Source organism: Micromonospora sp. NPDC047134 (genome assembly GCF_040643455.1).
Lineage (GTDB): Bacteria > Actinomycetota > Actinomycetes > Mycobacteriales > Micromonosporaceae > Micromonospora.
The window spans coordinates 16,897-29,890 of record NZ_JBEYUI010000042.1; the positions used below are offsets into that span (position 1 = coordinate 16,897).

Sequence of the window (12,994 nt, forward strand, 5' to 3'; positions counted from 1 at the left end):
CAGCCGGCGAAGCAGGCAGCCTGGTCCAGCCCGCCCTGTTCGGTCCCGGGGCACCGGCCCCCCGGGCGGCCGACTCCGGCCCCCGGTACACCCCGGTGGAGTTGGCCAAGCTGCTCCGGCTGCCGGCACCCACCCGGGAACAGGCGGCGATCGTCGCCGCGCCGGTGGAGCCGCTGCTGGTGGTGGCGGGCGCCGGCTCGGGCAAGACCGAGACCATGGCCGCCCGGGTGGTGTGGCTGGTGGCCAACTCGTACGTGCGGCCGGAGCAGGTGCTCGGCCTCACCTTCACCCGCAAGGCTGCCGGTGAGCTGGCCCACCGGGTGCGTACCCGGCTGGACCAGTTGGTCCGTCGACTAGGTCGGCGCGGACGGGACCCCCTCGACGATCCCCTGGCCGGGGAGCCGACCGTGGCCACCTACCACTCGTACGCCGGTCGGATAGTCACCGAGCACGGCCTGCGGGCCGGGTACGAGCCCTCCACCCGGCTGCTCACCGAGGCCTCGCGGTGGCAGTTGGTGGATCTCATCGTGCGCAACTACGACGGCGACATGTCCGAGGTGGACCGGATGCCGAGCACGGTGACCGACGCCGTGCTGGCCCTGGCCGGTGAGTTGGACGAGCACCTGGTCGAGCCGGAGGACCTGGCCGCCTGGACGGGCCGGTTCTTCGCCGAGGTGCAGTCGCGTCCCGGCCGGGTCTACGCCGACGTGCGCAAGGCGCTGACCCTGCAGCAGACCCGGTTGAAGCTGCTGCCGCTGGTGCGCGCCTACGCCCGGCGCAAGGCCGACTTCGAGGCGATGGACTTCGCCGACCAGTTGGCCCGGGCCGCCCGGGTGGCCCGGGACCATCCGGGTGTCGGCGAGATCGAACGGGATCGCTACCGGGTGGTGCTGCTCGACGAGTACCAGGACACCAGCCACGCCCAGGTGGTGCTGCTGCGGGCGTTGTTCGGCGGCGGGCATCCGGTGACCGCCGTGGGGGACCCCTGCCAGTCCATCTACGGCTGGCGGGGGGCCAGCGCCGGCACCCTGGACCGCTTCCCGGCCGACTTCGCGCTCGGCGACGGCAGCCCGGCCCGGGTGCTCGGGTTGACCACCAGTTGGCGTAACCGTCCGGAGATCCTGGCGGTGGCCAACGCCCTGGCCACTCCCTTGCGGGCCGCCGGTGCCCGGGTGCCCGAACTGCACGCCGCGCTCAGTGTCGACGACCCCATCGTCCACCGCAGCCCGCGCGGGGCCGCCGCCGGCACGGTGCACTGCGCGCTGCTGTCGACGTACGCCGAGGAGGCCGACTGGATCGCGGACAGTCTGCTGGCGGCGTGGCAGGGGGCCGCCCGGATGCCGCGGGCGTTGCCCGAGCAGATCCCGGTGACGGCCCGCCCGACCACTGCGGTGCTGGTCCGGTTGCGTAGCCAGATCCCGGCGATCGCCGCCGCCTTGCGCGAGCGCGGGCTGCCGGTCGAGGTGGTCGGGCTCGGCGGCCTGCTGGACACCCCCGAGGTTCGTGACGTGGTCTGCACGCTGCGCGTGCTGGCCGACCCGACCGACGGTGCCGCCCTGCTGCGCCTGTTGACCGGGGCCCGGTGGCGGATCGGGCCCCGGGATCTGGTCGCCCTGCACCGTCGGGCCAAGGCCATCGCCGCCGCCCGTCGGCAACTGGCCGACGACGGTGATCCCGAGATCGTTGTGGATCGCCTGGACGAGGCGACCCTGGTGGAGGCGCTGGCCGACCTGGGCCCGGCGCAGGCGTACTCGGCCGAGGGATATGCCCGGCTGCGCGCGTACGCCCGGGAGTTGGGGTTGCTCCGTTACCGGCTGGACCAGTCCCTGCCGGAGTTGATCGCGGACATCGAGCGGACCACCGGCCTGGACGTGGAGGTGGCGGTACGGGCCGGCGGGGAGGGCGCCGGTGACGCCGGGCTGGCCCGCGCCCACCTGGACGCCCTGGGCGATGTGGCCGCCCGGTTCAGCGGGGAGACCCCGGGGGCCACCCTGGCCGGTTTCCTGGCCTACCTGGCCGCCGCCGAGGACGAGGAGCGCGGGCTGGCTCCCGGTGAGGTGGAGGTGGTCGAGGGGGCGGTGCAGATCCTCACCGCCCACGCGGCCAAGGGGCTGGAGTGGGACGTCGTGGCGGTGGCCGGGCTGAGCAGGGGAGTGTGGCCGGGGCCGGTACGCAGCTCCGATCACTGGCTGGGTGGTCTGGGAGTGCTGCCCTTTCCGCTGCGGGGCGATGCGGAGGGGCTGCCCGCCCTGGCCCTGGCCGAGGCCGCCGACCAGCGCGCGGTGGCCCGCACGATGGCGGAGTTCACGGACGCCTGGCGGGCCCACGACGAGCGAGAGGAACGGCGACTGGCGTACGTGGCGGTGACCCGCCCCCGTCGACTGCTGCTCTGCTCGGGCCACTGGTGGGGGGAGGGCACCAAGCGCCCCCGCGGCCCCTCGGCCCTGCTGCGCGAGATTCACGACGCCTGCCTGGCGGGCGGGGCCGGTCACCTGGTCGACGAGTGGACCCCCGAGCCGACCCCGGACGCGGTCAACCCGACCACGGAGGTGGTGTTGCGCGCCGAGTGGCCGGCGGACCCCCTGGGAGTACGCCGCCCGGCGTTGACCGAGGCGGCCGCCCTGGTGCGTCGCTTCCTCACCGAGGGGGGGGACCCGGACGGGCCGGACGATCCCGCCGCCTCGGATCCGGAGGTGGCCCGGTGGCGGCGGGAGGCCGACCTGCTGCTGGCCGAGCGGGCGGAGCTGAGTCGACTGTCCGGCCCGATCGAGGTGGCGTTGCCCGCTCACCTGTCGGTGACCCAGCTGGTCGGTCTGCGCCGGGATCCGGCGGCCCTGGCCCGTACGCTGCGCCGCCCGTTGCCGGCCGAGCCCAACCCGTACGCCCGCCGGGGCACCGCCTTCCACGCCTGGTTGGAGCAGCGGTTCGGGGCGGACCGGCTGCTGGACACCGACGAGTTGCCCGGGGCGGCCGACGAGGACGCCGCGCCGGACGAGGCCCTGACGGAGCTTCAGCGTCGGTTCCTGGCCAGCGAGTGGGCCGACCGGACCCCGGTGGAGGTCGAGGTGCCCTTCGCCACGGTGATCGGCGGGGTGGTGGTGCGGGGCCGGATGGATGCGGTGTTCCGTCGGCCGGGGGACCGCTTCGACGTGGTCGACTGGAAGACCGGGGCCCGCCCGAGCGGCGTGGCCGCCGAGGTGGCCGCCGTGCAACTGGCGGTCTACCGACTGGCCTGGGCGGAGCTGGCCGGGATCGCCCTGGACCGGGTCGGTGCGGCCTTCCACTACGTGCGGGAGGGGGTCACCGTCCGGCCGACGGACCTGCTCGATCTCGACGGCCTCACCGAGTTGATCACCTCGGTGCCGCAGTCGCCCGGAGCCGACACTGGCGCTGAGCCGGATCAGTGAGTAGAGTGTCTGGCGTTGCAGCTTTGGTTACCAGCTCTGTGTGCGCCTGGCGGATATGTGACCCCAGGCGCACTTTGTTGTGTCCGGAGTTCTCCGGGCGGGGCGACCAGAAGCGACAGGTGTTCCGAGCAGGTCCGCTCGGGGCACTCCTCTCTCCGATCCCGCAACTGGTGTGGGGTCGACGTTCCGTCAAGGAGACGTAACAAGCATGGCTATTGGCACCGTCAAGTGGTTCAACGCTGACAAGGGCTTCGGTTTCATCACCCCGGACGGCGGCGGCGCTGACGTCTTCGCCCACTTCTCGGCGATCCAGTCCTCCGGCTACCGGAGCCTGGACGAGAACCAGCGGGTCGAGTTCGAGGTCGTCCAGGGCCAGAAGGGCCCGCAGGCGGAGAACATCCGTCCGCTCTGATCCAGGGCGACACTGCCTGACCGCAACGGTCGGGTCACTTCCGGTTGATGTCTGCCGGCGGTGACCCGACCGTTCGCACATTCAGCCCACCGCACCGTTTTCTGAGTCGGGAATCAGTCGTTGCGGGGTCGGGTGGATGACTGCCAGCATCAACGGGCCGGGTGACGCTGGCCGGGGGGCAGGCGTCACAGCGTCAGGCGGTATGGGGAGGCAGGACCATGGGGGGCTCGGCGACGGCGCGCGAGTTGCTGCTGGTGGTGGCGATGGCGGTGATCGGACTGCTGCTCGCCATGGCGGCGGCCTTCACCCCCTGGCCGGTCATGCCGGGCGGGTCCGCGCCCTCCAGCCTGGTGGACCTGCACGGGCCGCCGACGGTCACCGAGCCGGTCGGCAGCACGGCCGGCTGACCCACGGTCGCATCAGCGGCCCACGGATGTTCACGCATCGGGGCGTCGAGACGTTAGGGTCGGATCCGTGCCGACGCGCAAAGCTAAAATTCCAGCGACGAGGTATCCGGTCGAGCGCTTCACCCTCGACAACGGCCTGCGGGTGGTCCTGACCCCGGATCGCAGTGCCCCGGTCATCGGGGTGGCGGTCGTCTACGACGTGGGCATCCGGTCCGAGCCCGAGGGGCGCACCGGCTTCGCCCACCTCTTCGAACACCTGATGTTCCAGGGTTCGGAGAATCTGGAGAAGCTGGCGCACTTCCGGCATGTGCAGGGCGCCGGTGGCATGTTCAACGGCTCCACCCACCTGGACTACACCGACTACTACGAGACCCTGCCCAGCAACGCCCTGGAACGGGCCCTCTTCCTGGAGGCCGACCGGATGCGGGGCCCTCGGCTCACCGAGGAGAACCTGCGCAACCAGGTCGACGTGGTCAAGGAGGAGATCCGGGTCAACGTGCTCAACCGGCCCTACGGCGGGTTCCCCTGGTTGACCCTGCCGCCGGTCATGTTCGACACCTTCCCCAACGCGCACGACGGCTACGGCTCCTTCGTCGACCTGGAGTCGGCCACGGTCGACGACGCCGCCGACTTCTTCCGGCGCTACTACGCCAGCGGCAACGCGGTGCTGGCGGTCAGCGGTGACATCGACGTGGCCGAGGCGACCACCCTCATCGAGCGGCACTTCGGTGACGTGCCGGCCCGCCCGGCACCGGATCGCCCGGACTTCGCCGAGCCGGACCTGACCGCGGAGCGGCGCACCGCCCACACCGACCGGTTGGCGCCCCTGCCGGCGGTGGCCTCCGGGTGGCGGGTGCCCGACCCGATCGGTGACTTCGCCGCCTACCTGCCGTACGTGGTGCTGGCCGAGGTGCTCACCGACGGCGACGCCTCCCGGCTGGTCGAGCGGCTGGTCCAGCGCGACCGCACGGTGACCAGCGTCGGCGGCTACGTGGGTTTCATGGGAGACCCCTTCGACGTACGCGACCCCACCGCCCTGCTGTTGCAGGCGCACCTGCCGCCCGGCGGGGACGTGGACAAGGTGCTGCGTACGGTCGACGAGGAGCTGGACCGGCTGGCCACGGACGGGCTGACCGAGGGGGAGCTGACCCGTACCCAGGCCAGGATGGCCACCCACCTGCTGCGCGACACCGACGCCGTGCTCGGCCGCGCCCTGCGGATGGCGGTGCTGGAACAGCAACGCGGCGAGCCGGGACTGCTCAACGAGCTGCCCCGACTGGTCGGGGCGGTCACCGAGGAGCAGGTCCGTGCCGCCGCCGCCACCCTGCGGCCGGAGCGCCGCGCCTCCGTCGAGGTCATTCCCGGCGGTACCCAGACGAAGGAGACAACCCGTTGAGTGTGAGGGCCCTGCCGCCGCTCGGTCCGACCCGTCGGCTCAAGCTGCCGAGCCAGGCCGAGCGGACGCTCGACAACGGGCTGACCGTGATCGCCGTACGCCGGGCGGCCGTGCCGCTGGTCGAACTGCGGCTGTGGATGCCCTTCAGCCGGGCCCACCTGGCCCGGGGGCAGATGCTTGCCGCGACGCTGCTGTCCGGCACGGAGACGATGAGCAGCGTGCAGATCGCCGCCGAGCTGCAGAAGATCGGGGGCGGTCTCTCCGCCGGGCTGGACCCGGATCGGCTGATGCTCTCCGGCAACGGCCTGGCCACCGGCCTGGATCGGCTGTTGGAGATCCTGGCCGAGGTGCTCACCGGCGCCGACTACCCGGCCGAGTGGGTGGCCACCGAACGGGACCGTCTGGTCGACGGCATTCAGGTCGCCCGCAGTCAGCCGGGTCACCTGGTCCACACCGCCCTGCTCAAGCGGATCTACGGCCGGCATCCGTACGCCGTGCAGACGCCGGAGCCGGAGCAGGTCCGGGCGGTGCGGCCGGCGGCGCTGCGTACGCTGCACGCCCAGCGGGTGCGTCCAGCCGGTGCGGTACTCGTGCTGGTCGGCGACGTCCGGCCGGAACGGGCCCTGGACGCGGCCGAGAAGGCCCTCGGGGGCTGGTCCGGTGCGGGGCACTCCGCCGCGCCGCCACCTGCCCCACCGCTGGCGCCCGGTCCGCTGCTGCTGGTCGACCGGCCGGGCTCGGTGCAGTCCTCCCTGCGGATGGCCTTGCCGGCGGTGCCCCGTACCCACCCCGACCATGCCGCACTTCAGCTGGCCAACCTGATCTTCGGTGGCTACTTCTCCTCCCGCTGGGTGGAGAACATCCGGGAGGACAAGGGCTACACCTACGGGCCGCACTCGTCCGTGGAGCATTCCGTGGCCGGCTCGCTGCTGGTGGCCGCCGCCGAGGTGGCCACCGAGGTGACCGCCCCGGCGCTGCTGGAGACCCACTACGAGCTGGGCCGACTCGCCACCGTGCCGCCCGGCGCCGAGGAGCTGGAACAGGCCCGGCAGTACGCCCTGGGGACCCTGCAACTGGGGGTCTCCACCCAGGCGGGGCTGGCCTCCATGATCAGCGCCTACGCGGGCAGCGGGCTGCGGCTGGACTTCCTGGCCGAGCACGCGGCCCGACTGGCCAAGGCCAGCGCCGAGGACGTCGCTGCGGCGGCGGCCCGTTACCTGGCTCCGGCGCGGGCGGTGACCGTGGTGCTCGGCGACGCCGAGCGGATCGCGGATTCGCTGGGCACCCTGACCCCGGTCGAGACCGCACCGGTGCCGGTATGACCCTGCGGGAGTCCCGCGGCTCGGACGGCAGCGCCGGTTGGGGTGGCGCGGTGCTGGGTCTGATGGCGGACGGCACCCTGGCCCCGCCGTTGTCCCGTTCCACCCTGGATCGGGCCGCCCACCGGCGGGCCGACCCCGACTGGCTGGCCCAAGCCTGGTCCGGGGCCCGGGTGCTGAGGCTGGATGTCCAGGCCGGCGGCCGGGCCCTGGTACGCACCGACACCCCCCAGCCGACCCTGGTCCTGGCCGAGGCCGACGAGTTGGTCCCGGAACTGGCCGCCGAGGCGATGTTCCTAGGGGTGGAGCCGGACGGGGTGCCGGTGTTCTGCGTGCACACCGAGTTGCCGACCGTGCCGAACACCCGGTCGGCCAACCTGCGGCAGATCGGCCACCTGCTCGGCGACCGGGACGCCGGCCTGTTCACCACCGCCCTGGCGCTGACCAACTGGCATCTGCGCCACCTGTACCACCCGGTCACCGGCGAGCCCACCCGCACGGCCGAGGGGGGTTGGTCCCGGGTGGACAGCCGGGGCGAGCGGGTGTGGCCCCGTACCGACCCGGCGATGATCGTGCTGGTGCACGACGGGGTGCAGGGGACCGAGGGGCGGTGCCTGCTCGGCAACAATGTCAGCTGGCCGAGCACCCCGGGGCAGCGCCGCTTCTCCTGCCTGGCCGGTTATGTGGAGCCCGGTGAGTCCGCCGAGGCGACCGTGCTGCGGGAGGTCCACGAGGAGGTCGGGGTCCCGGTCACCGACGTCAAATACGTGACCAGTCAGGCGTGGCCGTTCCCGGGCTCGTTGATGCTCGGCTTCCTGGCGGCCGCAGACCCGGCGCACCCGGTACGGGTCGACCCCACCGAGATCGCCCAGGCCCGCTGGTTCTCTCGGCAGGAGATCGGTGCGGCCCTGGCCGGTCGGCCGGTCGATGTGGGCGGCGCCGAGCTGCGCCTGCCGCCCCCCTCCTCGATCGCCCTGTTCCTGATCCATCGCTGGTTCGACGGCCAGTGCTGAGGCGGCGGTACACCCCAGGGCGACCGGCGTAGGTGAGCTGGATGCGGCCGTGCGGCCCCGACCCGGGACCGTCGTTGCCGCGGCGGCCCACGGGTCGGGGGCACGGGCCGTCGTGGTCGGCTGGTGAGGAACACGGCGGGGGAGCCGGTCGACCACGACGGACGGGTGTGGGTGTCAGGTGGCGTGGCCCTGTGGCCGGGCTTGCTGAGGCCCCGGATCGTCCAGGGGCAGCACCTTGATCCGTTGTTTGCCGGCGCGTACCGCACCGACCGTGGCGAAGGCGCGGGCCAGGATGAAGGCGGCGTCCCGGTCTTCGGCGTGGACGACCTGACGGCGGGGCTCGGGTCGGATGGTCTCGTCCCGCAGCCGGCGTCCTCCGGCCCAGGCGGCCGTGATGTCGGCGTCGGCGGCGGCGCGAATGCTGGTGCGAACGATCAGGAACCGCATAGGGGTCTCCGGATGTGTCGCGACGGGTGGTGGAATTTCCACGTCACTACATCGGTCATCGTACGCCCGTGTGGTGTCTCAGCAAGTGAAACGCTCGAATTGACTGCGGCTTCATCCGATCATCCGATCCCTGCTCAGCGGGGGTGTCGGGCCCGGACGACGAACGGGACCACCGGCACCGTGCCGGTGGTCCCGCGTGAGCGGTGCCCGGTCAGTCCAGATCGAACTGCCCGTTCTTGGTGCCGGAGATGAAGCCCAGCCAGCCGGGCCGGTTGAACAACAGCACCGGGCCCTCGGGGTCCTTGCTGTCCCGCAGTGCCACCGCGGCGGGACCGTGGCCCAGCGGCGCGACCTCTACGCAGTTGGAGGTCTGGCTTCGGGTGCTGGTGCGCCAGGGGGCGTCGGCGAGTTGGGCGAGGACGGAGGTCTTGCGGATTTCGTTCATCGTTGTGCTCCTGAGCTGAATCGACACCGACGAGTGGCCTGGCGCCTGCCGGCGGTGTCCGGTGTCGGTCATCGTTCCGTCAGGCGCCCGGTGGAGCTGCGGCGCTGGGCCGGCGCCATTGCCGAACCACCCGCCGCGGTGGACGGGGCGGCCGCTCCGGACAGCCGTTCCGCCGACTCGGTCAGCCAGGAAAGAGTGTCCGGTGCGGAGAGCGCCGCCGCGCATAACCACTTGAACACCACTTTATAGCGATTTAGGGCGATTACCTCGGTCGACATGACATCGGTGAAGCCACCTTCGATGGCCAGGGTCTCCGGATCCTGCGGGTCGGCGAAGCGGTAGAGGGAGAAGGCCGTCGGCGGCAGGTACCACTGGCCGATCGGCGTGTCCCGCAGCAGCACGTGCAGGGTGACGTTCGGTCGGGCGGCCAACTCGCACAACTGCCCCAACTGCTCCCGCAGCACCTCGGGCGGGCCGGCCCGGTGGCCCAGCGCGGACTCCTCCAGCACGGCCGTGTAGCGGGGGGCATCGAACTCCCGGGTGAGCAGGGACTGGCGGGCCTGCCGTGCCTTGATCTCGGTGTCGATGTCCTCACCGGCCTCCGGATCGCCGGCCTCCTGGTCAACCTCCCAGGCCGAGGAGATGCGCATCCGGGCGTACCCGGTGGTCTGCAACAACCCCGGCACCAGGACCGGGTTGTACTCGGAGATCTCGGCGCAGCCCGCCTCCAACTCGGCGAAGCTGCGCTGTTGCTGCGTCATTGCCGGAAAATTCTTCAACCAGCCCCGGATGTCACCGGCTTCCTGGGTGATGCCGAGCAGTTCCGCCCGTAGCGTCTCATCGACGCGGTAGAGGTCGAGCAGGTCACGAACATCCTGCGGATCCGGCCGGCTGCGTCCGTTCTCCAGGCGGGACAACTTCGACGCGGAGGCCCAACCGACGTGCTCGATGACCTGGTCTCCGGTCAGGCCGGCGGCCTCGCGCAGTCGGCGCAGCTCAAGACCGAGCCGACGGCGGCGCAGGATCGGGCCAGGTGAGGCAGGAGGCACTGTGTCCTCTTTTCCGTCGACCGCCGCAGACGCGACGGTAACTGTATGAAATTCGCGCCCCACGGTCAGTATGGACGTCGCGGCCGGCGCCGGAGGTTCCGGCGGAGGGCGTGTCTCCAGAATTGCGCAGACCCGACACCGGAGGGGCCCACCGCGACCTGCGGGTGGTGCTTCGGTGGTGGGCCGCTGTCGCGCCCGTCACCTGACCTGCGGAGGGATCCATGCGTACCGTCCTGAGCCGACCGGACTTCCGCCTGCTCTTCGGCGGCCTGCTGGCCAGTCTGACCGCCGAGTCGATGCTGCTGCTGGCACTCGCCATCTGGGTCAAGGATCTGACCGGTTCGGACGCCCTGGCCGGCGCCACCCTCTTCGTGCTCATCGCCCCGCGGATTCTGGCGCCGCTGGTGGGCTGGCTCGTCGACAGATACCCCCGGCGGCGGGTCTTCGTGGTCACCAACCTGGTCACCGCCCTGCTGCTGACCCCACTGCTGGCGGTACGCGACGCGGGGGACATGTGGATTATCTACGGGGTGGCCGCGCTCTACGGCCTGTCCAACCTCACCGTCGGGGCGGTGCTCAGTCGACTGGTCTGCGAACTCGTCCCGGCCGACCTGCTCGGCGAGGCCAACGGGGTGCTCCAGACCGTACGCCAGGGCCTGCGGCTGATCGGCCCGTTGGCCGGTGCCGGGCTCTACGCCCTGCTGGGTGGTGGCGTGCTGGCCGCCATCGGCATGGCCGGGTTCCTGACCGCCGCCGTGGTGGTGGCCGGACTGCGCCCGGCCCAGTCGGCCACCCGGCCCACCGAGGAGGTTGCCCTTTCGCGGCGCTGGCGGGTGCAGCTCGTCGCCGGTCTGCGCCACCTGGTCGAGGAGCCGGCGATCCGGCGGGCCCTGCTCGGCTACGGGCTCGCCTCGCTGGTGATGGGCTTCACCGAGTCCCTCATCTTCGCGTACGTCGATCTGGGACTGGGCCGGGACGCGGCGTTCGTCGGGGTGCTGGTCACCGTGCAGGGCATCGGGGGTCTGGTCGGCGGCCTGGTCTCGGCCGCCGTGCTGCGTCGGGTCGGCGAGTTGGGCACCCTGGCCGCCGGTGTCGCCTTCTTCGGGCCGGCCGCGTTGGCGTTGGGGTACCCGAATCTCTGGCTCGGCTTCGCCGCCGTGCTGCTGGCCGGAGTGTCCCTGCCGCTGACCCTGGTCGGCCTGCACACCCTCGTCCAGCGACGCACCCCGGCCGAGGTCCTCGGCCGGGTGGCCGCCGCCGCGGAGGCGGTGGTCAGGGTCCCGCAGGCGCTCTCCATCGGCGCCGGGGCCCTGCTCGTCGGGGTGCTCGACTACCGGTTGGTGTTCGTCGCGGTCGGACTGGCCACCCTGCTGGCCGCCGGCTACCTCTGGGGTGGGCGCCGACTCAGTCCACCGGCCGGGCCGTCGACGCGACCCCGGATCCCGTCGCCCCGCCCCGCCCCGGACGGCACGGCTTCCCTTCCGGCGGTACGGCGCTGACCACGACCATCGGACCCCGTCATTGCGCCGCAACCCCGACCCAAGCCGGTGATCTGATCATTTCTCCGTCTTCCAGCGGGTCTACCGGGAAGCCTGTCCGCCAGTCGCCGAACTTCCGTGGAGTGCTCCCCGTCACAATCTGCACATTCGACGGAACTTTACATCGGCTCTTGACCTGCGAAAACGCCCCCCGTTCAATGATCACACCGCACCGCCTTCCGGTGAGGAAGGTCGCAGCGAGGCCAGCACGGAGCGCGTACGGCGCACGGGGGCCGCAACGATGTCTGGCTGGCGCTGCCGCATCACATCTCAGAAGGGATGTCACAACTGTGACAAGACCACGCCGTCGCCATGTGGCCCTGATCGCCGCGCTCCTCCTCGCCCCCATGGTGGCGCCCGGGGTGGCCAACGCGAACGGGCCGTTCGTCCCGCCGGGTCAGGAGACCGTCAACCGCTCCTCGATGCTCAGCGCCGCCGAGGTCTCCGCCGAGATGCACGCCCTGGCCGCCCGCAGCAAGGGTGCCCTCCGGATCGAGGAGATCGGCCGCAGCGGTCGGGACCGCCCGTTGGAGATCGCCTTCATCGGCACCGGTGAGACCCGGGTCTGGATCCAGGGCCGGATCCACGGCAACGAGCCCTACGGCGCCGAAGCCTCGCTGGACTTCCTGAAGACCCTGGTCAACGGTGGGAAGCACGCCCGCGAGGTGCTGGAGAACATCAGCTTCGCGATCATCCCGATCTACAACCCGGATGGTTTCGAGGAGTACCGCCGCCAGGACAGCGTCCACCGCATCGACCTCAACCGTGACTGGGGCGTCGACCGGCAGATCTTCGACCAGATCAACAGCGTCCGGGCCAGCCGTGGCGAGGCCCCGCTGCCCGAGCGGAACTTCACCAACTACACCCAGTACCGCGCCGTCGAGTCGCAGCAGTTCTGGTACGCCTGGGCCGACTTCAAGCCGCACCACATGATCGACCTGCACCACCAGGGCACCTACTACGTCGGCGACAGCACCGACGAGATGACCACCTTCTCGGTGGGCATCTCGCTCGACCCCGGCATGCTCAGCCAGAGCCAGTGGGACACCGTCCGCCGGATGGGTGTCGCGGCTGCGGACGCCGCCGACAAGAGCGGCGTGGTCACCACGACCCTCTACCCGTACATCAACATCCCGGAGGGCGTCGTCTCGGCCGCCATGCTCAACGGCCCCGGCCCGCGTGGTGAGTACGCCAACTGGCGCAGCAACGCGATGTTCTTCGAGTCGCGTGGCGGCATCGGCCACAAGAGCAGCGGCTACATCATCAAGCAGAACGTCAACGCCCTCTGGGGCATCATCGACAAGATGAGCGACGGCACGCTGGAGAACGTGGACGCCGACCGGTACGGCCAGATCCCGAACCGTGGCGCCACCATCACCACCTGCATCGCCTTCCCGAACCAGTGTGACTTCTGATCCTTTGCACTGACCGCAGTGGCGGTCCACCCCAGCGGGGTGGACCGCCACTCTCGTGTTTTGACCGTTGTGTGGGCAGGGTGGTCTGGCGGTGTGGTGTGGGTGTGTTGGTGGTGGTGTGGTGAGGGTTGTTACTTGCCCTTGTG

11 protein-coding genes are annotated in these 12,994 nt (G+C 71.4%); 8 read left to right on the plus strand and 3 right to left on the minus strand.

What is annotated here, in order from left to right; genetic code table 11:
• Nucleotides 1-20: 20 nt before the first annotated feature.
• From ABZ795_RS27940 to nudC, 6 genes are all read left to right on the plus strand, one after another.
• Nucleotides 21-3,407, plus strand: coding sequence for a UvrD-helicase domain-containing protein (locus ABZ795_RS27940; RefSeq protein WP_357532521.1), 3,387 nt, complete (start codon nucleotides 21-23; stop codon nucleotides 3,405-3,407).
• Nucleotides 3,408-3,615: 208 nt separating this feature from the next.
• Complete coding sequence (locus tag ABZ795_RS27945) at nucleotides 3,616-3,819, plus strand: cold-shock protein (protein ID WP_013735772.1); 204 nt, start codon at nucleotides 3,616-3,618, stop codon at nucleotides 3,817-3,819.
• Between the two features lie 218 nt (nucleotides 3,820-4,037).
• Nucleotides 4,038-4,226, plus strand: coding sequence for a hypothetical protein (locus tag ABZ795_RS27950; protein ID WP_327024187.1), 189 nt, complete (start codon nucleotides 4,038-4,040; stop codon nucleotides 4,224-4,226).
• Nucleotides 4,227-4,293: 67 nt separating this feature from the next.
• Nucleotides 4,294-5,622 carry a pitrilysin family protein gene (locus ABZ795_RS27955; protein ID WP_357532514.1) on the plus strand — a complete coding sequence of 443 codons (1,329 nt, stop codon included), beginning with the start codon at nucleotides 4,294-4,296 and terminating at the stop codon, nucleotides 5,620-5,622.
• A complete protein-coding gene (locus tag ABZ795_RS27960; protein WP_357532515.1) occupies nucleotides 5,619-6,944 on the plus strand; it encodes a pitrilysin family protein in 1,326 nt (441 codons plus the stop codon). Before ABZ795_RS27955 ends, ABZ795_RS27960 begins: the two co-directional genes overlap by 4 nt.
• Nucleotides 6,945-7,006: 62 nt before the next feature.
• On the plus strand, nucleotides 7,007-7,954 hold the full coding sequence (gene nudC, locus ABZ795_RS27965) for an NAD(+) diphosphatase (RefSeq protein ID WP_357532522.1): 948 nt from the start codon (nucleotides 7,007-7,009) through the stop codon (nucleotides 7,952-7,954).
• 174 nt (nucleotides 7,955-8,128) lie between these two features.
• On the opposite strand, the gene ABZ795_RS27970 is transcribed toward nudC, so the two are convergent.
• The 3 genes from ABZ795_RS27970 to ABZ795_RS27980 form a co-directional block, all read right to left on the minus strand.
• Nucleotides 8,129-8,401: a hypothetical protein gene (locus ABZ795_RS27970; RefSeq protein ID WP_357532516.1), complete on the minus strand. Its 273-nt coding sequence runs from the start codon at nucleotides 8,399-8,401 to the stop codon at nucleotides 8,129-8,131.
• Nucleotides 8,402-8,612: 211 nt separating this feature from the next.
• Entirely contained in the window at nucleotides 8,613-8,846 is a 234-nt protein-coding gene (locus ABZ795_RS27975) for a DUF397 domain-containing protein (RefSeq protein ID WP_357532517.1), read from the minus strand.
• Nucleotides 8,847-8,914: 68 nt separating this feature from the next.
• Nucleotides 8,915-9,895 (minus strand): helix-turn-helix transcriptional regulator, encoded by a 981-nt coding sequence (locus ABZ795_RS27980; protein ID WP_327024193.1) that lies wholly within the window; start codon nucleotides 9,893-9,895, stop codon nucleotides 8,915-8,917.
• A 221-nt stretch (nucleotides 9,896-10,116) separates the two neighbouring features.
• On the opposite strand from ABZ795_RS27980, the gene ABZ795_RS27985 reads away from it, so the two are divergent.
• On the plus strand, nucleotides 10,117-11,394 hold the full coding sequence (locus tag ABZ795_RS27985) for an MFS transporter (RefSeq protein WP_357532518.1): 1,278 nt from the start codon (nucleotides 10,117-10,119) through the stop codon (nucleotides 11,392-11,394).
• A 329-nt stretch (nucleotides 11,395-11,723) separates the two neighbouring features.
• The gene (locus tag ABZ795_RS27990; protein WP_357532519.1) at nucleotides 11,724-12,848 is read left to right on the plus strand and encodes a M14 family zinc carboxypeptidase; all 1,125 of its coding nucleotides are present in this window, start codon (nucleotides 11,724-11,726) and stop codon (nucleotides 12,846-12,848) included.
• Nucleotides 12,849-12,994 lie beyond the last annotated feature (146 nt).